We start from the raw sequence: 21,854 nt of genomic DNA, 5'->3' as shown, positions 1-21,854 counted from the left end.
TAAGGACTGCCTGCCATGCGTGACGTCGTGGAGATCGGCCTGGGCAAGACCGCCCAGCGTGGCTACCACCTGGACGACATCGCCATCGTTCCGAGCCGTCGCACCCGCGACGTGGACGACGTGTCGACCGAGTGGAAGCTCGACGCGTACCCCTTCAAGATCCCCTGCGTCGCGCACCCGTCGGACGCCACCCAGAGCCCGGACTCGGTGATCGCCCTGGGCCGCCTCGGCGGCCTGGGCGTGCTCAACGCCGAGGGCCTGTGGACCCGCTACGAGGACCCCTCCAAGATCCTCGAAGAGCTGGCCTCGCTGGACGAGGACGCCGACGCCACCAGGCGGCTCCAGGAGGTCTACTCCGAGCCGATCAAGCCGGAGCTGATCGGCGCGCGGGTGCGGCAGATCCGCGAGGGCGGCGTCACCGTGGCCGTCCGGGTGTCGCCGCAGCACACCCTGGCGCTCGCCCCGGTGATCCTCGACGCCGGCGTGGACCTGCTCGTCATCCAGGGCACCCTGGTCTCGGCCGAGCACGTCTCCACCACCGACGAGCCGCTCAACCTCAAGGAGTTCATCGCCGACCTGGACCTGCCGGTCATCGTCGGCGGCTGCACCGACTACAAGACGGCCCTGCACCTGATGCGGACCGGCGCGGCCGGCGTCATCGTCGGTGTCGGCGCCGACGAATGGTCCACGACGGACACCGTGCTCGGCATCCGGGTGCCGATGGCCACCGCGATCGCCGACGCCGCGGCCGCCCGCCGCGACTACCTGGACGAGACCGGCGGCCGGTATGTGCACCTCATCGCCGACGGCGGCATCGCCACCTCCGGCGACATCGCCAAGGCGATCGGCTGCGGCGCCGACGCGGTCATGCTGGGCGAGCCGCTGTCGCTCGCCGAAGGCGCCCCGGCCGGTGGCGCCTGGTGGCACTCGGCCGCCAGTCACCCGGCCCTGCCGCGCGGTGGGTTCTGCATCGCCGGCGAGCCCGACGGCACCCTCGAAGAGGTCCTGTACGGCCCGGCCGACCGCCCGGACGGCCAGCTCAACCTCTTCGGCGGCCTGCGGCGCGCGATGGCCAAGTGCGGCTACCGCGACGTCAAGGAGTTCCAGAAGGTGGCACTGGTCCTCGACCGTGCTTGATTGCTCCGCTGTGCTTGATGGCTCCGCTGTGCTTGCTTTGCTCCGCTTCGCTCCGCGGCAAACGCCTTGTAACCGGTGGCGAGGCAGGTGATTTCCCGCCGCCAGCACACCCCGCTGGCGTCGGCAAATCACTTGCCTCGCCACCGGCGGCGTTTTGCGGGGGAGGGTGAGTGCACCGCCGTCCAGCTCAGCGTGAGCGTTCCGTGGCCGGGGTTCCGTAGGTGGATCTTTGCGGCTGGCTCTGGGGGCTGTTTCGCGGGGCTGGCGACAGCCCTGAGAGCGAGCCGGACCCCGGGGGCCGTGCGGCGTCAGCCGCCCGGGTCGGTCCGTGCGGCGTCAGCCGTTCGGGTCGGTCCGTGCGGCGTCAGCCGCACGGGCAGGTGGACCACCGATCTCCGCCCGGCGGGCGCGGCACGGGCGGGAGTGGGCGGGGGATCGCGGCTCTGTCGTACGAGATCTAGGGTTTCGGGGGTCTGGTCTTGCCGTTGAGCCAGGCCTCGAAGAAGGCGTCGAGATCCTTGCCGGAGGCGGTCTCGGCGGCTTCGATGAACTGTTCCGTGGTGACGTTGCCGTCGCGATGGTCGGCGGCCCAGGATTTGATCAGCTTGAAGAAGGCCTCGTCGCCGATGGTCTTGCGCAGCGCGTGGACGGTCATGCCGCCGCGTTCGTAGACGGCGTCGCTGAAGATGCGGCGCGGGCCGGGGTCGCCGGGGGTCTCGGTCCAGTCGAAGGCGCGGTAGCTCTGGTCGAAGATCTGCTGCGCCGTCTTGCCGCCGGTGTGCTCCGACCACAGCGCCTCGGCGTAGGTGGCGAAGCCCTCGTTGAGCCAGATGTCCTGCCAGCGGCTGAGCGCCACGCTGTCGCCGAACCACTGGTGGGCCAGCTCGTGCGCGACCACCCCGGTGTTCTCGCCGGAGTCGAAGAAGGTGTTGCCGTAGACCGGGCGGGCCTGCGTCTCCAGGGCGTAGCGGATCTCCTCCTCGTCGACCACCACGCCACCGTTGGCCCGGAACGGGTACGGCCCGAACTGTGTCTCCAGGAAGTCGGTGATCTCGCCGGTGCGGGCCAGCGACTTGGCGGCCGGGCCGTTCGCGGGCAGCGACTCGGGGATCGCCGTGATCATGGGCCGCCCGGCGTGCGTGCCGGTGGTGATCTTGTACTGCCCGATCACGACGGTGGCGAGATAGCTGGCCATCGGCGACTCCTCGGACCAGCGCCAGGTGGTCCAGCCGTCCACCGTGTCCCGGTTGCCGGCCACCCCGTTGCCGAGTGCCTCGACGCCGTCCGGCACGGTCATCGCCAGCTTGAAGGTCGCCTTGTCCGACGGGTGGTCGTTGACCGGGAACCAGGTGCTCGCCGACTCGGGCTGACCCAGCGCGATCGCGCCGTCCTTGCCCACGCGCAGCCAGCCGCCCGCGCCGAGGGTCTCGTTCTCCAGCTGCTTCGGCACGCCGCCGTAGCTCACCACGGTGGTGAAGGCGCGGCCCTTCGGGATGCCGGCGGCCGGGGTGACCACCAGCTCGTTGCCGGCGGCGGACACGGTGGCCGGGGCGCCGTCCACCAGGACGGTGGTGGCTTTCAGGTGTGCCAGGTCAAGATTGAACCGGGACAGGTCCTGCGTGGCGGTGGCCGTGATGGTGGCGGTGCCGTCCAGCTTGCCGGTCGCCGGGTCGTAGCGCAGCGCCAGGTCGTAGCCGCCGACGTCGTAGCCCCCGTTGCCGTAGGTGGGGAAGTACGGATCGCCGGCGCCGACCGCGCCCGGCCCGAAGCTGGCGGCCGGGGACGCCGACCGGGCCGTCTCCGGCTCGCGCTCGCCGCCGGTGCACCCGGACAGCAGCAACAGGAGGATCAGCCCGCCGGCCCGTCGTTTCATGGTCTGAAGATTACGTCCACTACTTGTCCACCAGTTTGGGGTGTGCCTTCAGGTAGGCGACGTGGGTGCCCTGGGAGAGCGCCTTCAGGAAGCCCTTGCCCTCGGCTTTGAGCTGCTCACCGAGGTAGCCGCCGCCGCTGCCGACGCCGCCGCCGGGAAGCGACACGGTGGTGATGTCCTGCGCGGTGAGGTTCCGGAGGGCGTACGCGTACTCGAACGGCGTACGGCCGCCCACGTAGACCAGGGCCTCGCCGAGCGCGTTGATCAGCCCGCCCAGTTTCGACGGGTCCTCCATGCCCTGCGCCATCGCCTTGGTGAGGATCGCCTCGACGAGCTGCCGGTGGTGCCGCTGGCGGTCGTAGTCGCCGTTGGGCAGCCCGTAGCGCTGCCGGGCGTAGTCGAGCGCCTGCCAGCCGATCAGGTGCCGGTTGCCGGGCAGGTAGGTGGCCTGCGGCCCGCTGTAGTCGCTGCCGGACTGCGTCCGCATCGTGCCGTCCGGCCGGCGGTGCCGGGACTTCACCTTCTGATCGACCACCACGTCGATGCCGCCGAGTTTGTCGACCAGCTTGTCGAGGCCGCGGAAATTGAGGATCGCGCCGGCGTGGAAGGTCTTGATCCCGGTGTACGCGCTGAGACTCTTCGTGAGCAGTTCGTAACCCTGCTCCACGCTTTTCTTCTTCGAGCCCGGGATGCGCGAACCGCGGCTCATCGCTTCGGTGATCTTGTATTTGCCGCCCCGGAAACCGGATTTCTTGTACGCCGGCATCTGGACCCGCAGATCACGTGGCAGCGAATACAGATAGGCGGACTCGAGGTCGGCCTCCACGTGCAACAGCATGATCGTGTCGGCGTGCGGCTCGTAGCCGGGGATGCTCAGCCGGGTGTCGACGCCGATCAGCACCAGGTCGAGCGGCCCTTTGATGTCGGCGCCGGGTGACGGTGCCGGCGGTGCCGACGGGGCGCTCACCGTGGGCACGGCGCTCGCCGAGGGGGCGGCCGGCGCCGCGGCCGGCTCGGCGGGGCCCCGGTTGACCGCGATGGCGACGCCCACTCCGGCGACCAGCGCGAGGCCGGTGCCGGCCACGATCGACCAGGTGATCTTGCTGTTCCGCATAGCGCGAACAGTAAATGAGATCACGGTAGTGCTCAATGCCACGTGGGTATTGCCGAATTTAAGATCACCGGTAGGCTTGCGCGGCCGATTCGTCGATCGACGGATCGACTCATGGGGAGGCCGTCCGAGTATGAAATCCACTCACCGGCGCGTCGTCGTCGGTCTGGCTGCCGCTGCCCTTCTCGCGGGCGCCAGCTTTGCTCCCACCGCCAACGCCTCGGTCACCGGTTCCAGCCGCGAGCTTCCGGTGCGCCTGGTCGTGGGCCTGCGCGCGGGTGTCGACGCCGACGTCGACCTGCCCAGCCTGAGCCGTCTCGGCCTGGCCAAGGCCGACGCCAAGGGCTCGATGGCCCGCAGCCTGCTCAGCGAGATCCGGGCCAAGTCCATCGAGGTGCCGAAGGCCCAGGCCGTCGCGGTCACGGCGGCGCTCAAGCTCGACCCCAACGTCTCGTACGTCCAGGTCGACCCGATGGCCAAGAAGCTGGACGTGGCGCCGAACGACCCGTACTTCACCGCCGGCCGGCAGCCCGAGCTGGGGCAGCTGCGGGTGCCGACGGCGTGGGACACCACCACCGGCGCGGAGGTGACGGTCGCGGTCCTGGACACCGGCGTGACCGCCACCGGCGACCTGGCCGGCAAGGTGCTGTCCGGCTACGACTTCCACAACCGGGACAGCAACGCGACCGACGACGAGGGGCACGGCACGATCGTCTCCTCGCTGATCGCCGCCACGCCGAACAACGGGGCCGGGATCGCGGGCGTCTGCGCCAAGTGCAAGATCCTGCCGGTCAAGGTGCTCAGCAGCCAGGGCAGCGGAAGCTACTCGCAGATCGCGCAGGGCATCATCTACGCGGTCAAGCGGGGCGCGAAGATCATCAACATGTCGCTCGGCGGCAGCCAGTCGTCGGCCGTCCTCAAGGACGCGGTGGCCTGGGCCAACGGGCAGGGCGCCCTGGTCGTCGCGGCGGCCGGCAACGACGGGACCAGCGCCTACAGCTACCCCGCGGCGTACGCGGACGTGCTCGCGGTCGGCGGCACCAACACCCGGAACAAGTCGAATCCCGGTGAGCGGGTCGAGTTCTCCAACCACGGCAGCTGGGTGGACGTCTCGGCGCCCGCCATCACCGCGGCCATGCAGCGCAACGGCACGTACTGCTGGGACAGCCGCGACTCGTGCTGGCTGACCATCCGGGACAGCTCCGGCGCCATCGTCTACGACGACTACGAGATCCAGGGCACCTCGTTCTCCTCGCCGCTGGTCGCCGGGGTGGCCGCCCTGGTCAAGTCGAAGAACCCGAACTACAGCGGGTGGAGCATGCAGCGGGCGATCACCAGCTCGGCGCGGCCGAACGGCAACTGGAACCGCTACGGCATGGTCGACGCGGCCGCCGCGCTGACCAGGGGCACCGACACCAAGGCGCCGACCGGCACCGGCACCAGCCCGGCGCAGAACGCCAAGGTCCGCGGCAACGTGGCGATCACCCCGCTCGGCCTGAAGGACGACTGGTCCGGTATCCGGGCCGTCGACCTCTACGTCGACGGCAAGTGGCACAGCTGGGACTACACCGCCCCGTTCGCCCCGGTGCTGAAGACGGCCGGCCGCAACGGCGCGATCAAGGTGCAGCTGCGGGTGCACGACAAGGCCGGCAACACCGCCTGGCTGCCGGCCCGGACGGTGATCGCGGACAACGTGCTCCCGACCGTGTCGATCTCCAAGGCCCCGTCGAACAAGGCCAAGGTCAAGGGCACCGTCAAGGTGTACGTGAAGGCCGCCGACAGGTCCGGGATCAGCAAGGTCCAGCTGCTGGTCAACGGCAAGGTGGTGGCGACCGACACGAAGGCCGGCTACGTGCTGTCGTTCAAGGTCGCGAGCCAGAAGAAGACGATGAAGGTCCGGGTCCGCGCCTACGACAAGGCCGGCAACGTGCGGTACACCACGATTCGCACCTACTACCGGGCCTGACGCGGCCGGGGTGCTCATCCGGTGAGTAAACTCGCCGGGTGAGTACCCCGCGTCCCGTTCTCGTCGTCGACTTCGGCGCCCAGTACGCTCAGTTGATCGCCCGCCGGGTCCGCGAGGCCCGTGTCTACTCCGAGATCGTCCCGCACTCGATGCCGGTGGCCGAGATGCTGGCGAAGAACCCCGCCGCGATCATCCTGTCCGGTGGCCCGTCCAGCGTCTACGAGCCGGGTGCTCCCACGCTCGACGCCGGCCTGTTCGATCATGATGTGCCGGTCTTCGGCATCTGCTACGGCTTCCAGGCGATGGCCCAGGCTCTCGGCGGCACGGTGGCGCACACCGGCTCCCGGGAGTACGGCCGGACCCTCCTGGAGAGCCGCGGCGGCACCCTGCTGCGCGAGCTCCCGGCCGACCTGCCGGTGTGGATGAGCCACGGCGACAGCGTCGCGGTCGCGCCTGACGGCTTCACGGTCACCGCCTCGACCCCGGGCGCGCCCGTCGCCGCGTTCGAGGACCTCACCGCCAAGCGGGCCGGTGTGCAGTTCCACCCCGAGGTGGCGCACACCGAGCAGGGCCAGGAGATGCTCAAGCGCTTCCTGTACGACATCGCCGGCATCGAGCCCACCTGGACGCCGAGCAACATCATCGAGGAGCAGGTCGCTCTGATCCGTTCCGTCGTCGGCGACAAGCAGGTCATCTGCGGCCTCTCCGGCGGTGTCGACTCGGCCGTGGCCGCGGCGCTGGTTCAGCGCGCGATCGGCGACCAGCTCACCTGCGTGTTCGTGGACCACGGGCTGCTGCGTTCCGGCGAGGCGGAGCAGGTCGAGAAGGACTACGTCGCCGCGACCAACGTCCGGCTCGTCGTGAAGAACGTCGAAGAGCAGTTCCTCTCCCACCTCGACGGTGTGGAGGACCCGGAGCAGAAGCGCAAGATCATTGGGCGCGAGTTCATTCGTACGTTCGAGGCGGCCGCCCGTGAGCTCGACGCCGAGCGGCACATCGAGTTCCTGGTGCAGGGCACCCTCTACCCCGACGTGGTGGAGTCCGGCGGCGGCACCGGCACCGCCAACATCAAGTCGCACCACAACGTCGGCGGCCTGCCCGACGATCTCCAGTTCGCGCTCGTCGAGCCGCTGCGCACCCTGTTCAAGGACGAGGTGCGGGCCATCGGGAAGGAGCTGGGCCTGCCCGACGAGATCGTCCAGCGGCACCCGTTCCCCGGCCCCGGCCTGGCGATCCGGATCATCGGCGCGGTCGACCGGGAGCGTCTCGACATCCTGCGGGCGGCCGACCTGATCGCCCGCGAGGAGCTGGCCGCCTCCGGGCTGGACCGGGAGGTCTGGCAGTTCCCGGTGGTGCTGCTCGCCGACGTGCGCAGCGTGGGTGTGCAGGGCGACGGGCGGACGTACGGGCACCCCGTGGTGCTGCGGCCGGTCTCCTCGGAGGACGCCATGACCGCCGACTGGTCCCGCCTGCCGTACGACCTGATCGCCAAGATCTCGAACCGGATCACCAACGAGGTTCGCGAGGTCAACCGGGTGGTGCTCGACGTGACGAGCAAGCCCCCGGGCACCATCGAGTGGGAGTGACGGACAGTAGTGGATCAATCGCCCAGGGCGGCGTAAGCCGCCCTGAGCTGCGATTACGCACCGCTATCCCACTGTCAGGAAGTTGACAGAAGTTCTTGAGAGGTCACATATTCCGGGCAGAATGCCGCCCGTGACCCCCGCACTGGAACCGCTCCGCAGGATCGCCGCCTACGCCGTCGCGCGCGACGGTGACGGCCGCGTGCTCCTGGTCCGGGCATCGTCCCGATCCGGCACCCCCGGCGTCTGGTCGCTGCCCGGCGGCGCCGTCGATCACGGCGAAGATCCCAACCACACCGTCGTCCGCGAGACCGCGGCGGAGACCGGCCTCTCCGTCGCCGTCACCGGGCTCCAGGACGTGCTCGCCGACATGCGCTCGATGCCGCACCGCGGCGTCACGATCCACACCGACCGGCTGGTCTACACGGTCTCGGTCCGGGGCGGCAACCTCGTCGACCGGGTCGGCCACCCCACCGACCTGGCGCGATGGCACACCCTGGAGGAGGCGGAGAAGCTCAAGCTGCGGCCCTTCACGGCGGCCGCCCTCGGGCTGTCCGCCGACGCCGGCGACCTGCGGCCCGAGGAGGCGCCGGTCTTCCCTTCCTTCTATGCGTACGAGGGGCCGGACGGGCTGCACCGGGCGCAACGGTTCGCGGCCTACGCGATCGCCACCGACCCGTACGAGAACCTGCTGCTCACCCGGATCTCCGAGGGCTATCCGGGAGCCGGCTGCTGGCACCTGCCCGGCGGCGGCACCGACTACGGCGAACAGCCCGGCACCGCCCTGATCCGCGAACTCGTCGAGGAGACCGGTCAGCAGGGCCGTCTCGTCTCGCTGCTCGGCGTGGCCAGCCACCGGGACGCCGCCTCCCTCGGCCCGGAGGGCTACCCGATCGACTGGCACGGCGTCCGCGCCTTCTACCGGGTCGTCGTCGACCAGCCGACCGAGGTGACCATCCACGACGTCGGCGGCTCCACCTCCGAGGCGCGCTGGATGCCGCTCAAGGAGGTCGCCGAACTGGCCCACGACCAGCTCACCGAGGTGACCGCCGATGCCTTGCGGGCGGCGCGGCTAATCTAGGTCCTTTCGCTCGATCCACGAGACGGGACCTTGGCACGGTGAAGATCAGGAGAAGGGCCGCGGCGTACGGCGTGTGCCGGGCGGTGGACGGGCGTGTGCTGCTCACCCGCGGATCCGCCGAGGCCGCCTTCCCCGGCGTGTGGTCCCTGCCCGGCGGCGGCATCGACCACGGCGAGCACCCGGACGACTCGGTGCTCCGGGAGTTCGGTGAGGAGACCGGCCTGCGGGTGCGGATCACCGGGCTGCGTGCCGTGCTCGCCGACCTGGCCCGGCTTCCGGACGGCTCGGTCGAGCACACCGACCGGATCCTCTACGACGTCGAGGTGACCGGCGGCGACCTGCGCCCCGAAGCGGCCGGCACCACCGACGCCGCCGAGTGGCTCACCCCGGCCGAGGTGGCGGCGCGCCCGCTGCTGCCCTTCACCGCCGGCATCCTCGGCGTGAGCTTCGAGGCCGCCGAGGTCGAGGTGCCCGCCGGCGAGCCCGAGCGCACCGGCCGGGTGCAGCGCTTCGGAGCGTACGCCCTGGCCAGCGACCCGGCCGGGCGAATCCTGCTGACCCGGATCGCGGACGGCTACCCCGGCGCCGGCCGGTGGCACCTGGCCGGCGGCGGCACCGACTTCGGCGAGACCCCGGAGCGCGCGGTCGCCCGCGAGCTGTACGAGGAGACCTCCCAGCGGGGCCGGATCGCCGGTCTGCTGGGCGTCTCGCACCGGTACGACCCGGCCGCGCTCGGCCCCGAGGGAGTGCCGCTCGACTGGCACGTGATCCGTGTCGTCTACCGGGTCACCGTCGACCGGCCGACCGCCGCCGAGGTCACCGAGGCGGCCGGCGGATCCACCGCCGACGCGGGCTGGTTCACGCTCGAACAGCTCGACGGACTGCCGCTCACCGAACTGACCCGGGATGCGCTGGGCCGCACGGGCTAAAATCGTCACACGGAAGGTCGATGAGTTGTCCGTAGCTCCACGCGAGGGATCCAACGGGCAGCTCTCGTCGTTGCACTCCAGGATCGTTCGCCCTCTCGCCAATGCCGTCCGGCTGTGCGATGGTGTAACCCGCAATTTCGCCGGGCTCGCGACTACCCGGCGGAACAACCGAACTCCATGGAGGAAGCACGTGCCGAGTACCCCTTGGCACCGGCGTCGTACGGCGGATAGTCCCCGTCCCGCCGGGCGTCGTTGGGCTGGCCGGCTGCGCCGCGGCGGGACTCTCGCGCGGCAAGCCCTGATGGTTCGGGTGGGCCGCCGTTCCGCCGAGACCGGCCGGGCCGCCACCGCGACCCGGGCCGAGGTGCTGCACATCGGTTCCGATTCGGTGCGGACTATCACCATTCCCGCACCGGGGGTTCCTGTGGAGCTGTCCGTCGCCGGGGCCGACCCGGCACCGGCTTCCATTCCCTTGCTGCCGGGTGAGCGCACCATGTCCCGCCGTGCGAGCTTCGCCCTCGTCAACGCCTGCACCCTGTCCAGCCTCGGCCTCGGCCTGCTGGCGATCTTCCTGGCCATGGACGGCAAGGTGCAGATCGCCGCCGCCTGCCTGGTGGCGTGCGTGGTGTTCGACGGCCTGGACGGCGCTCTCGCCCGCAAGCTCGGCGTCGCCAGCCCGTTCGGCGCGCAGATGGACTCGCTGGCCGACATGTGCTCGTTCGGCCTGGCCGCGCCGGTCGTGGTCTACGCGTCGCTCGCCGACGAGGTGCCGCAGGCCGCCGCCGCGATCGCGACCGCCCTGGTGGCCGGTTGCGCCGCGATCCGGCTGGCCCGGTTCAACGTCTCGCCGAAGGACGGCCGCTTCTTCTGCGGCGTGCCCACCACGATGGCCGCCGCGGTCCTGGCGCTCACCGTGCTGATCGGCCTGCCGCTTCCCGGCATGGTGCAGCTGGCCGGCGTGACGCTGCTGGCCTTCGCGATGGTCTCCAGCTTCCCGTACGCGAAGCTCGCCCGCCTCCTGAAGCTGCCGCCGTGGCTGTGGCTGCTCCCGATCGTCGGCGCCCTGCTCCAGCCGCGGATGACGTTCGTCCTGATCGTCGCCACCTACCTGGTCAGTGGCCCGATCCTCTGGATGCGCGCCAAGCGCGTCTGACCGACCGCAGCAGAAAGGGCCGTCTCCCGTCCGGGAGGCGGCCCTTTCTCGTGCTGCCGGTCGGGTTCGGCCGGCCTCGGCCGAACCCGACGCACTCAGGCGTTGGTGAAACGGGCGATCACGGTGGCGCCGCCGACGACCCGCTCGCCGACGGAGACCAGGGCCTCCGCGCGGTCGGCGGGCAGGTAGACGTCGGTGCGGGAGCCGAAGCGGATGAGGCCGTAGCGCTCACCCTTGGCCAGCAGCGTGCCGACCGGCGCGCGCTGCACGATGCGGCGGGCGATCAGGCCGGTCCGCTGCGCCACCACGACGGTGCCCTGGTCGGTGTCGAGAACCGTGTAGGCGGCCACGTTGTGCTCGGCCGCCGCGGTCGCGGCGTTGGCGTAGCCGCCCTCCTCGACGAAGTAGTCGGCCACCCGGCCGGCCACCGGAGCACGGTTGACGTGCACGTCGAAGACCGACAGGAACACCGCGATCCGGAGGAACTCGCCCGGGCCGAAGCGCTCGTCGCGCAGCCGCTCGACCGACAGCACCTTGCCGTCCGCGGAGGAGATGATCGCCGACGGGTCGGTCGGGACGTCCCGCTCGGGGTCGCGGAAGAAGGCCGCCACCGGGGCCGCGGCGAGCGCCGGCACCAGCCAGAGCTTCGACTTCGGCCGGGCGCGACGGGCCAGCACGGCCAGGCCGAGCGCGATGCCGGCTGCGGCGACGCCGTTGGAGTCGATGTGCATGGTGCGGGTCACCGGGACGCTCGACGTCCGGTACGCCGGGGCCAGGCCGGCCGCCGTCGACACCTCGGCCGGACTGAACCGGAGCTTGTGCACCCGCAGCGGCGGCTGGTTGCGGACCACCAGGTCGGAGCCGACGCCGAAGAGCGCGCCCTGACGGAAGAGCTCCGCCGCGGCGCCGGCGGTGCGGCCCGGGCCGGCGGGCACGGCGACCGAGAGGACGGCCCCGTCGGCCAGGTACTTGCCGAGCTGGTCGATCAGGGCGCGGGCCTCGTCGGCGGTGCCGGTCAGCGGCTCACCGACGATCACCACGTCGGCCGGCTGGGCCTCGGCGAGGGATTCGACGATCTTCACCCGATCGGCGACCCAGCTGCCCAGACCGGTGATGTGGCCGCGCAGCAGATCACTGCTGCTGTCGCGGCCGGGGACCAGAGTGAGGGTGTCGCCGGGCAGCAGCGCCTCGACGGCGGCGGCCACCACGGCCGAGGCGTGGTCGGCGCCGACCAGCAGCGCGGACGTGGCCGCGTTCTGCCGGGCGAACTCGGCGGTCAGGGCGCGGGCTGCCCGGGCACCCACGCCGGGAACGGGCGTGACGGACACGGTCGGAAACGCGGTCATTCAGCGAGCATATTGCCCCGCCCACCGGTCGTTGACCGATGGGCGGGGCGGAGGGCTCAACCGGCCGGGTGCTCGCGCTCGAACTTCCGGGCCGGATCGTCGAGCAGCTCCTGAACGATCGAGGCGTGCATCTCCGGCGGCAGATCGCCGGGGACCTCGACCGCGGCCGGCGCGGCCACCGGCTCGGGCTGCGGCTCGCGGCGGCCGGAGCGGATCGCGCCGAGCAGGCCGACGACCCCGAAGAAGATCAGTCCGCCGGCCACGATCCAGCCCACCCGGGGCAGGTTGACCGTGAGCACCTGGGACACCGCCCACCAGAAGGCGACCGCCAGGAAGATCAGGCCGAAGGTCAGGGACACGCCATCCATACGGTGCGGCCTCATCGGACCACCTCCAGGTTTCCGGCCTCGACCCGGACGTCGAGTTGCAGGGTGCCACCGCCGGCGCCGTCCGCGCCCAGGTCGTCGGCCTGGCGGGTGCTGCTGTCGTTGTACTCCTCGTCGAACAGGACCAGCCGGCCGCCGTCGACGCCCGCGGTCACCGAGGCGTCCACGTTCGGCGGGAGCAGGACCCGGAGCTGGCCGAGCTTCATGCCGGCGGTGATCGCCTGGGTCTGCCCGGTGAAGTCGACCGAGCGCAGGTCCAGGGTCACGTTGCCGACGTCGAACGAGTACTCGTCGGCGACCGCCGCGAGGCTCGTCGGGCGGTAGACGCTGGGCGTCCAGTCACGGCCGAACCGTTCCAGCCCACTGGACACGGCGAGCGCGAAGCTGAGCACCAGGGCCAGCGCGATCAGGCCCCGGGCCCGGCCGAACCAGGCGCCGACGATCAGACCGAGCGCGGTGGTGGTCAGGGCGGCCGCGAAGTAGGCGGAGATGGCCACGTCGACGCCGCTCATGTCGATCGCGGCGATCAGCCCGGTCACCATGACGACCGCGAAGAACGTCAGCCGGCCCAGGATCGAGCGTTCCCGCGGCGGCTTCGGCGGCTTCGGCGGGCGCGGCGGCATCGGCGGCGCCGGCGGGAAAGCGGTGGGCGGGCCGGCGAACGGGCCGTGCGGCGCGAACGGCGGACGGAACCCGGTGGCCGGAGCCGGCCTGCTCACCGGTTCGCCGGCCGGCTCGGCCGCGGGCGGCGCCACGAACGCCATCGTCGGATCCTCCGTGGCCGGCGGCGGCGGGGCGTCCGGTGGTGGTGGCGCGGCGGTCGGGAACGGAGCCGCGCCACCCCTTTTGATCAGCAGGAACGCGCCCAGGACCACGGCCGCCGCGAGCATGCTGGCCCGGGCGCCGGAGTTGACGATGAAGGCGAAGGTCAGCAGGGCGGCGCCGCCGAGCAGCACCACCGACAGCGGCGCCATCCCGGAACGGCCCTTGCCGAGCAGCGACTCGACCGGGGAGGAGGTGTCGCCCTCGGACGGGATGATCAGCCAGCCGATCAGGTAGAGCAGCACACCGGTGCCGCTGAGCACGCCGAGCACGCCGAGCAGCACCCGCCACAGGACCGGATCGGTGTTGGTGGCCCGGGCCAGGGCGCCGCAGACGCCGGCCACGTAGCGGCCGTTGCGGGGGCGGACGAGCTGCTGGCGGGACCAGGCCGCGGCGGCCGAGGCGACCCACGGCGGCACGTTGGAGCCGGGCGGGAAGCCCTCGGGCTGGTCGGAAGGTGCCTGGTCACCCTTGGGACCGGCACCGGGCGCTTCATCGTTCATGTCTCGATCCTGGTCCGCCGGCCGCCCCAGCCGCCTCCGGAGACGACCCTGAGGCCACCCTGAGAAATCCGGCGCGGATGCCGGGGAACTTCCCCGTGGCCCGCGCGTACATCACGTGTGACGATCGGAGGGTGACTATCCCCGCCCCGCCGCCGCCCCGCAGGCTGTACCGGCCGCGTGACCAGCGCATCGTCGCCGGGGTCGCGGCCGGGCTGTCCCGCCACCTCGGCGTGCCGGTGATCGCCGTCCGGATCGCGCTCGTCGTGCTGCTCGGATTCAACGCCCTGGGCCTGCTGCTCTATGCGGCGTACTGGGCGGTGCTCCCCCAGGAGGCGCGCGGCGACGAGAAGCCGGTCCACCGGGACCTGTCGGCCCTGCTGCCGTTCGCGGCCATCGGTCTCGGCGTGGTCCTGTTGCAGGCGCAGCTCTTCGGTGACTCGGTGAGCACCACGGCCGGCTGGATGATCGCGGTGATCGCGGTCGGCGCCGGGGTGATCTGGCACCAGTCCGACCCGAGCCGCCGCGACGCGTACACCGACAATCCGGCCTCGGCGCCGTGGTTCGCGGCCATCGTCTCGGAGAACGACCGGCGGTCCTTCCTCTTCCGGTTCATCGGCGGCGGGATCCTGGTCGCGGTCGGCATCATCGGCGTGGTGGCGGTGTACGCCCCGTCCGGCTCCCTCTCCGCGGTGTTCAACGGGGTGATCTTCGCCTTCGTCGGCCTGCTCGGCGTCGGTGTGGTGGTGGCGCCCCTGGTCTGGCGCACGTTCGGGCAGCTGCGCGCCGAGCGGGAGGGCCGGATCCGGGAGCAGGAGCGGGCCGAGCTGGCCGCGATGATCCACGACCAGGTGCTGCACACGCTGGCCCTGATCCAGCGCAACTCCACCGACATCAAGGAGGTGCAGCGCCTCGCCCGAGGGCAGGAGCGCAGCCTCCGCAACTGGCTCTACCGGCCCACCGCGTCGCCGACCGAGCGGTTCGCCGCCGCGCTGGAGCAGGCCGCGGCCGAGGTCGAGGACACCTACGCCATCACCGTGGAGACCGTCGTGGTGGGCGACACCGAGTGTGACGACCGGGTGGCGGCGCTGGTCGCGGCGGCCCGGGAGGCGCTGGTGAACGCGGCCCGGCACGCCGGGGTGCAGACGGTTTCGCTCTATGCCGAGGTGGAGGAGGATGAGCTCAGCGTCTTCGTCCGCGATCGGGGCGCCGGTTTCGACATGGGCGGTGTGGCGGAGACCCGGCACGGTGTCCGTGGTTCGATCATCGGGCGGATGCGGCGGCACGGTGGCCGGGCGGAGATCCGCAGCGCACCCGGAGACGGTACGGAGGTGCGGCTCATGCTCCCTGTCACGAGGGAGAGTGTGACCGCCGGTAAGGAGTCAGCGCGATGACCGAGCCCGTTGTCGAGCCGGAGGCCCGTCGGCTCAACGTCTTCCTGGTCGACGACCATGCGATGTTCCGCGCCGGGGTGCGGGCCGAGCTGGGCGTGCACGTCGACGTGGTGGGCGAGGCCAGCACGGTGAGCGAGGCGATCAGCCGGATCTCGGCGGTGCAGCCGGACGTGGTGCTGCTGGACGTGCACATGCCGGACGGCGGCGGCCGGGCGGTTCTGGAGGCGGTCCGGCGGACCCATCCGCAGGTCCGGTTCCTGGCGCTGTCGGTGTCGGACGCCGCGGAGGACGTGATCGGCCTGATCCGGGCCGGCGCCCGGGGCTATGTGACCAAGACGATCTCGCCGGACGAGCTGGCCGCCGCGGTGCGCCGGGTGGCCGACGGCGACGCGGTCTTCAGCCCACGGCTGGCCGGCTTCGTGCTGGACGCCTTCGCCTCCCGGCCGGACGTGCCGGTCGCCGACCCGGAGCTGGATCAGCTGACCAACCGTGAGCGGGAGGTGCTGCGGTTGCTCGCCCGGGGGTACGCGTACAAGGAGATCGCCAAGGAGCTGTACATCTCGATCAAGACGGTCGAGACCCACGTCTCCAACGTGTTGCGCAAATTGCAGATGAGCAACCGTTACGAATTGTCACGATGGGCGGCCGATCGGCGCCTCGTCTGACCCGCCGGGAGAGCCGGACGGGGAAGCTTCCTATAAGCTGCGCTGCGCGCCCGACCGAAAGTCCGGTACGTATGCCCAGTTCCGACTGGCCGAATAGGTATAAACAGTCGCTGATGAGGCTTTTTGTGGACGTAGGCGGCGAATATCGGCTTGATAACGGCTCTCCGGGTTTTCGTGTCTCTGTGTCACAGTGGCACCTACTCACACAACCCCCGTGAGCGCCCCTGAAGGAGGCACTCCCATGCCTGGGATACGCCCGTGGAAGATGGCGGCCGGTGCGGCCGCCATCTCCTTGTTGGTCGCCGGATGCGGAGGTGGCGACTCGGACGATGCGAGCGCCAACTCGAACACCATCGTGATCGGCATCTCCGAGCCTGAGCACCTGCTTCCGACGAACGCCACCGACGACAGCGGCTCGCAGGTGCTGTCCTCGCTGTTCTACCCGCTGGTGGAGTTCAACGCCCAGCAGGAGCCGGTCGAGGTGGCCGCCGCGAGCATCACGCCGGACAAGGCCAACCGGGTGTGGACGATCAAGCTCAAACCAGGCTTCACGTTCCACAACGGCGAGCCGGTCACCGCGCAGAACTACATCGACGCGTGGAACTACGGCGCCTACGGCCCGAACGCCCAGACCGGTGGCTACTTCTTCGAGCGCATCGACGGTTACGCCGACCTGAATCCGCTGGATCCGGACAAGGACGGCCCGCAGAAGCCCCCCGCGCCGAAGGCCGACACGCTTTCCGGCCTGGAGAAGGTCAACGACCTGACCTTCACCGTCAAGCTGTCCGCGCCGTTCTCCAGCTTCAAGTCGGTGCTCGGCTACTCGGTGTTCCACCCGCTGCCCAAGGCCGCGTTCTCCAAGCCCGGCGTGATCGCCGAGGGCTTCGAGGACCAGATCATCGGTAACGGGCCCTTCAAGCTCAAGGGCAAGTGGGAGCACGACAACGAGGTCGTCGTGGAGAAGGTCAGCGACTTCAAGGGCCAGGTCCCGAAGATCGACGGCATCACCTGGAAGATCTACCAGGACGACCAGACCCAGTACGCGGACCTGGTCTCCGGCAACGTCGACGTGCAGATGAGCATCCCGATCGAGGCGCTCTCCAAGGCGTCCGCCGACCTGGGCACCCGCTTCCAGATGAGCGAGAACTCGGGGTTCGACTTCATCGGCTTCCCGACGTACGAGAAGGACTTCGCCAAGCCCGAGGTCCGCAAGGCGATCTCGATGGCGATCAACCGGGAGGAGATCTCCGATCAGATCTTCCTCGGCTCCCGCGTCCCGGCGAAGTCCTTCGTCTCCCCGGTGGTCCGCGGTTACCGCGAGAACATCTGCGGCGAGGCCTGCGAGTACAACCCGAAGAAGGCCAAGGATCTGTACGACAAGAACGGCGGCCCATCCGAGATCAAGATCACCTATAACGTCGACGGTGGTCACAAGGCCTGGGTGGACGCCACCTGCAACCAGATCAAGGCGTCGCTGGGTGTGAACTGCACCGGTTCGCCGGAGCCGAAGTTCTCGGTCCTGCAGCAGAAGGCGCGGGCCCATGAGCCGATCGGCCTGATCCGTCTCGGCTGGATCATGGACTACCCGCTGATGGAGAACTACCTCGGCCCGCTCTACAGCACCAACGGCTCGTCGAACCACTACGGCTGGTCGAACAGCACCTTCGACCAGCTGATCAAGCAGGGTTCGCAGGCGCATACGCCGCAGGCCGCGATCAAGAAGTGGCAGCAGGCGGAGGACATCCTCGTCCAGGAGATGCCGGTCATCCCGCTGCGCTTCATGCAGAACGTGTACGGCTACTCGGAGAAGGTTCAGAACGTTCAGATGGACCTTTTCAAGAAGGTCGACCTCTACGAGATCGAAACGATCGCCTGATCTGACCACACGGCTCTGGTGGCGTCACGGAAGACATGCGACCGTGACGCCACCGCTGTGTTGCCCCACTTCATCGTCGTCGCCGTGCTCACGAGGCCGGCGCTGTGCCGCGGAAGAGGCCAAGACCCGTAATGTTCCGCTACATCGTGCGGCGCTTACTACAGATGATCCTGACGTTCTTCGGGGCCACCTTCGTAGTCTTCGCGCTGATGTTCGCCAACCAGGACGACCCCATCCAGGCGCTGGTCGGCGAGAAACAGGCGAGCGACAGCCTGCGTGCTGCGCTCACCGAGCGGTACCACCTGGACGAGGGTTTCCTGACCCAGTACTGGTACTACATGAAAGGCCTGCTCACCGGTGATCTCGGCAAGTCGCTGACCGGTCGCGACATCTCCGAGATGCTGGCGGACGCGTGGCCGGTCACCATCCGGCTGGCGCTCCTGGCCGTCCTCATCGCCGCCGCGATCGCCGTCACCACCGGTGTCTACGCCGGCATCCGGCGGGGCGGCCTCTTCGACAACGGCACCCTGCTGATGACCCTGCTCCTGCTGGCCATGCCGATCGTGGTGCTCGCGCCGCTGGCCCAGCTGGTGTTCGCGATGGAGTTGCGGTGGTTCCCGGCCACCACGACCAAGGACGCGACACCGTACGAGCTCCTGCTGCCCGCCATCGTGCTGGCCACCACGGTCATCGCCACCCAGCTGCGGGTCACCCGGACCTCGGTGGTGGAGAACCTGCGGGCCGACTACGTGCGCACCGCCCGCGCCAAGGGGCTGGCCCCCCGCCGGGTCACCTGGGTGCACGTGCTGCGCAACTCGCTGATCCCGGTGATCACCCTGATCGGTGTCGACCTCGGCGTGCTGATGTCCGGCGCGATCGTCACCGAGGAGGTCTTCAACATCCCGGGTGTCGGGTTCAACCTGGCCCGGGGCATCCGTACCGAGGACGGTCCGCTCGTGGTCGGCTTCGTCAGCGTACTGGTGATCATCTTTTTGGTCGTGAACCTCGCCGTCGACCTGCTCTACGCCGCCCTCGACCCGAGGATCCGTTATGAGTGACGCCAACCTGATCACCGTGGCCGAGGCGCCGGACGTCTCCGGACGATCCCGGAGCCTGGCCGGCGACGCCTGGGCGGACCTGCGGCGCAACAAGATCTTCTGGATCTCCGCGGTGCTGGTCGTGGTGATCCTGCTGATGGCGTTCGTGCCGTCGCTGTTCACCTCGGCCGACCCCGGCGCCTGCGCGCTGTCGAACAAGCACAAGGGACCGAGCGGCGGCGCCATCTTCGGGTACGACTTCCAGGGCTGCGACGTCTTCGCCCGGACCATCTACGGCACCCGCGCCTCGATCGAGGTCGGCATCCTGTCCACCCTGATGGCCGGCCTGCTCGGCCTGATCTTCGGGTTGTCCGCCGGCTACTTCGGAGGGACCACCGACGCGGTGCTGTCCCGGGTCACCGACATCATGCTGGGCGTGCCGTTCCTGCTCGGCGCGGTGGTCTTCTCCGGCCGGCTGTCCGGCAGCGAGGACGACGGCGTCTGGGCGGTGACCCTCACCCTGGGCGTGCTCACCTGGACGTCGGCGGCCCGGGTCATGCGGTCCTCGGTGATCGCGGTGAAGAGCCAGGACTACGTGGCGGCCGGCCGGATGCTCGGCGCGAGCCCGGGCCGGCTGATGTTCCGGCACATCCTGCCCAACTCGATGGCGTCGTTCATCGTGGTGCTGACCATCCTGCTGGGCACCAACATCGCGGCCGAGGCGACGCTCTCCTACCTGGGTGTGGGGCTCAAGGGCGACGCCGTCAGCTGGGGCCTGCAGATCGCCGAGGCGCAGGACTACGCCCGGATCGCGGCCCACCCGCTGATCTGGCCGTCGGTCTTCCTCGCCGCCACCGTGCTGGCCTTCATCATGCTGGGCGACGCCATCCGCGACGCCTTCGACCCGAAGTTGCGGTGACCTCCTCCATGACTGACATCAAGGCGACCATGGACGCCCTGCCCGGACTCGACCACCGGGCGCCCCTGCTCCAGATCGACGACCTGCACGTCGAGTTCCGGACCCGGGACGGCGTGGCCAAGGCGGTGAACGGCGCGAGTTTCTGGCTGTCCCCCGGCGAGACCCTGGCGATCCTGGGCGAGTCCGGCTGCGGCAAGTCGGTGACCGCTCAGGCGATCATGGGCATCCTGGAGAGCCCGCCCGGGCACATCACCGCCGGCGAGATCCGCTACCGCGGCGTCGACCTGCTGAAACTGCCCGAGGTGCAGCGTCGCAAGGTCCGCGCCAACCGGATCGCGATGATCTTCCAGGACGCGCTGTCCGCGCTGAACCCGGTCTACACGGTCGGCTTCCAGCTGGCCGAGCTGTTCCGGGTGCACCGCGGCATGTCCCGGTCGGACGCCCGGAACCGGGCCGTCGACCTGCTCGACCAGGTCAAGATCCCGGGCGCGCGGAGCCGGGTGAACGACTACCCGCACCAGTTCTCCGGCGGTATGCGGCAGCGCGTCATGATCGCCATGGCGCTGGCGCTCGACCCGGAGGTGCTGATCGCCGACGAGCCCACCACGGCGCTCGACGTGACGGTCCAGGCGCAGATCATGGGCCTGCTCGCGGAGCTCCAGCGGCAGCGCAACATGGGCCTCATCCTGATCACGCACGACATGGGCGTGGTGGCCGACGTCGCCGACCGGATCTCCGTGATGTACGCGGGCCGGGTCGTCGAGGAGGCGCCGGTCCACGACATCTACGCCCGTCCCGGCCACCCGTACACCCGGGCGCTGCTCGAGTCGATCCCGCGGCTCGACCTCAAGGGCCGGCAGCTCAACGTGATCCGCGGCCTGCCGCCGGCGCTCACCGACATCCCGCGCGGTTGCGCCTTCAACCCCCGATGCCGGTACGCCAAGGACCCCTGCCGCCAGGATCCGGCGCCCCCGGCGTACGCCATCGCGCCGCACCGCACCGCACGCTGCCACTTCTTCCGGGAGGTCCTCGGTGAGTGACGTCGTTCTCGAGACCAGGGGACTGGTCAAGCACTTCCCGGTCACCCAGGGCATCGTGTTCCGGAGCAAGGTGGGCGCGGTCCGCGCGGTCGACGGCATCGACCTGCAACTGCGCCGGGGCGAGACGCTCGGTGTGGTGGGCGAGTCCGGCTGCGGCAAGTCCACTCTGGCCAAACTGCTGGTCGGGCTGGAGAAGCCGACCTCGGGTTCGATCATGGTGCGCGGTCAGGACATGACCCGGCTCGCCGGTTCGGCCCTGCGCCGGGCGCGCCGCAACATCCAGATGGTGTTGCAGGACCCGTACACCTCGCTCAATCCGCGGATGACGGTCGGCGACATCATCGGCGAGCCGTTCGAGATCCACCCCGAGGTGGTGCCGAAGGGCAAGCGGCAGCGGGCCGTGCAGGACCTGCTCGACACGGTCGGTCTCAACCCCGACCACGTCAACCGGTACCCGCACCAGTTCTCCGGCGGCCAGCGGCAGCGGATCGGCATCGCCCGGGCGCTCGCCCTGAAACCGGAGATCATCGTCTGCGACGAGCCGGTGTCGGCGCTCGACGTGTCCATCCAGGCCCAGGTGATCAACCTGCTGGAACGGCTCCAGGACGACTTCGGGTTGTCGTACATCTTCATCGCCCACGACCTGTCGGTGGTCCGGCACATCTCCGACCGGGTCGCCGTCATGTACCTCGGCAAGATCGTCGAGCAGGGGCACGACGTGGCGATCTACGACCAGCCGACTCACCCGTACACCCAGGCTCTGCTCTCGGCCGTGCCGGTCCCGGACCCGCGCCTGCGCGGAAGGCGCGACCAGATCGTGCTGGAGGGTGACGTGCCGTCGCCGGCCGATCCGCCGTCCGGCTGCCGTTTCCGGACCCGCTGCTGGAAGGCGCAGCACGTCTGCGGCGAGCAGGAGCCGTTGTTGCAGATCCGGGAGCGGTCGCCGCACCCCAGTGCCTGCCATTTCGCCGAGATCCGGTACGCGGCGAGTCGCTGATTCGTACGGCAGCGGGCCGGGAGATCACTGATCTCCCGG

The 21,854-nt window shown here is 70.2% G+C and carries 18 protein-coding genes; 13 read left to right on the top strand and 5 right to left on the bottom strand.

What is annotated here, in order from left to right; all coding sequences use genetic code 11:
- The first annotated feature begins 15 nt into the window (after window positions 1–15).
- Window positions 16–1,137, top strand: coding sequence for a GuaB3 family IMP dehydrogenase-related protein (locus J5X75_RS20490; RefSeq protein ID WP_208469017.1), 1,122 nt, complete (start codon window positions 16–18; stop codon window positions 1,135–1,137).
- A 457-nt stretch (window positions 1,138–1,594) separates the two neighbouring features.
- Here J5X75_RS20490 and J5X75_RS20485 read toward each other — a convergent pair whose 3' ends face one another.
- Both J5X75_RS20485 and J5X75_RS20480 read right to left on the bottom strand, forming a co-directional pair.
- The gene (locus J5X75_RS20485; RefSeq protein WP_208469016.1) at window positions 1,595–3,010 is read right to left on the bottom strand and encodes a M1 family metallopeptidase; all 1,416 of its coding nucleotides are present in this window, start codon (window positions 3,008–3,010) and stop codon (window positions 1,595–1,597) included.
- 19 nt (window positions 3,011–3,029) lie between these two features.
- Window positions 3,030–4,124: an LCP family protein gene (locus tag J5X75_RS20480; RefSeq protein WP_208469015.1), complete on the bottom strand. Its 1,095-nt coding sequence runs from the start codon at window positions 4,122–4,124 to the stop codon at window positions 3,030–3,032.
- Between the two features lie 130 nt (window positions 4,125–4,254).
- Between J5X75_RS20480 and J5X75_RS20475 the strand changes: the two genes are divergently transcribed.
- The 5 genes from J5X75_RS20475 (at window position 4,255) to J5X75_RS20455 (ending at window position 10,833) form a co-directional block, all read left to right on the top strand.
- Complete coding sequence (locus J5X75_RS20475) at window positions 4,255–6,087, top strand: S8 family serine peptidase (protein WP_208469014.1); 1,833 nt, start codon at window positions 4,255–4,257, stop codon at window positions 6,085–6,087.
- A 38-nt stretch (window positions 6,088–6,125) separates the two neighbouring features.
- Entirely contained in the window at window positions 6,126–7,673 is a 1,548-nt protein-coding gene (guaA, locus tag J5X75_RS20470; protein WP_208469013.1) for a glutamine-hydrolyzing GMP synthase, read from the top strand.
- A gap of 130 nt (window positions 7,674–7,803) precedes the next feature.
- The gene (locus J5X75_RS20465) at window positions 7,804–8,751 is read left to right on the top strand and encodes an NUDIX hydrolase (RefSeq protein WP_208469012.1); all 948 of its coding nucleotides are present in this window, start codon (window positions 7,804–7,806) and stop codon (window positions 8,749–8,751) included.
- A gap of 38 nt (window positions 8,752–8,789) precedes the next feature.
- Window positions 8,790–9,680, top strand: a complete 891-nt coding sequence (locus J5X75_RS20460; protein WP_208469011.1) for an NUDIX hydrolase — start codon at window positions 8,790–8,792, stop codon at window positions 9,678–9,680.
- A gap of 190 nt (window positions 9,681–9,870) precedes the next feature.
- The gene (locus J5X75_RS20455) at window positions 9,871–10,833 is read left to right on the top strand and encodes a CDP-alcohol phosphatidyltransferase family protein (RefSeq protein WP_372450916.1); all 963 of its coding nucleotides are present in this window, start codon (window positions 9,871–9,873) and stop codon (window positions 10,831–10,833) included.
- Between the two features lie 95 nt (window positions 10,834–10,928).
- On the opposite strand, the gene J5X75_RS20450 is transcribed toward J5X75_RS20455, so the two are convergent.
- Genes J5X75_RS20450 through J5X75_RS45525 form a run of 3 tightly spaced genes read right to left on the bottom strand, consistent with a single transcriptional unit; the run spans window position 10,929 to window position 13,890 of the window.
- Window positions 10,929–12,179: a phosphatidylserine decarboxylase gene (locus tag J5X75_RS20450; protein ID WP_208469010.1), complete on the bottom strand. Its 1,251-nt coding sequence runs from the start codon at window positions 12,177–12,179 to the stop codon at window positions 10,929–10,931.
- 56 nt (window positions 12,180–12,235) lie between these two features.
- Entirely contained in the window at window positions 12,236–12,562 is a 327-nt protein-coding gene (locus J5X75_RS20445) for a hypothetical protein (RefSeq protein WP_208469009.1), read from the bottom strand.
- The gene (locus J5X75_RS45525) at window positions 12,559–13,890 is read right to left on the bottom strand and encodes a PspC domain-containing protein (protein WP_208469008.1); all 1,332 of its coding nucleotides are present in this window, start codon (window positions 13,888–13,890) and stop codon (window positions 12,559–12,561) included. Before J5X75_RS45525 ends, J5X75_RS20445 begins: the two co-directional genes overlap by 4 nt.
- A 164-nt stretch (window positions 13,891–14,054) precedes the next feature.
- Here J5X75_RS45525 and J5X75_RS20435 point away from each other — a divergent pair, with 164 nt between their 5' ends.
- From J5X75_RS20435 to J5X75_RS20405, 7 genes are all read left to right on the top strand, one after another.
- Entirely contained in the window at window positions 14,055–15,281 is a 1,227-nt protein-coding gene (locus J5X75_RS20435) for an ATP-binding protein (RefSeq protein ID WP_208469284.1), read from the top strand.
- Window positions 15,278–15,946: a response regulator gene (locus J5X75_RS20430; protein WP_208469007.1), complete on the top strand. Its 669-nt coding sequence runs from the start codon at window positions 15,278–15,280 to the stop codon at window positions 15,944–15,946. The genes J5X75_RS20435 and J5X75_RS20430 overlap by 4 nt, the downstream gene beginning before the upstream one ends.
- Before the next feature lie 241 nt (window positions 15,947–16,187).
- A complete protein-coding gene (locus tag J5X75_RS20425) occupies window positions 16,188–17,822 on the top strand; it encodes a peptide ABC transporter substrate-binding protein (RefSeq protein ID WP_238488667.1) in 1,635 nt (544 codons plus the stop codon).
- A gap of 131 nt (window positions 17,823–17,953) precedes the next feature.
- Window positions 17,954–18,880, top strand: coding sequence for an ABC transporter permease (locus tag J5X75_RS20420; RefSeq protein WP_208469006.1), 927 nt, complete (start codon window positions 17,954–17,956; stop codon window positions 18,878–18,880).
- Window positions 18,873–19,778: an ABC transporter permease gene (locus tag J5X75_RS20415; RefSeq protein ID WP_208469005.1), complete on the top strand. Its 906-nt coding sequence runs from the start codon at window positions 18,873–18,875 to the stop codon at window positions 19,776–19,778. The genes J5X75_RS20420 and J5X75_RS20415 overlap by 8 nt, the downstream gene beginning before the upstream one ends.
- A gap of 8 nt (window positions 19,779–19,786) precedes the next feature.
- Window positions 19,787–20,818, top strand: coding sequence for an ABC transporter ATP-binding protein (locus tag J5X75_RS20410; protein ID WP_208469004.1), 1,032 nt, complete (start codon window positions 19,787–19,789; stop codon window positions 20,816–20,818).
- On the top strand, window positions 20,811–21,815 hold the full coding sequence (locus tag J5X75_RS20405; protein ID WP_208469003.1) for an ABC transporter ATP-binding protein: 1,005 nt from the start codon (window positions 20,811–20,813) through the stop codon (window positions 21,813–21,815). The genes J5X75_RS20410 and J5X75_RS20405 overlap by 8 nt, the downstream gene beginning before the upstream one ends.
- Window positions 21,816–21,854 lie beyond the last annotated feature (39 nt).

The organism is Actinoplanes flavus (assembly GCF_017592555.1).
Taxonomy (GTDB): domain Bacteria; phylum Actinomycetota; class Actinomycetes; order Mycobacteriales; family Micromonosporaceae; genus Actinoplanes; species Actinoplanes flavus.
The sequence above is the reverse complement of the archived record's forward strand: the minus strand, read 5'-3'. Positions and strand labels throughout refer to the sequence as shown.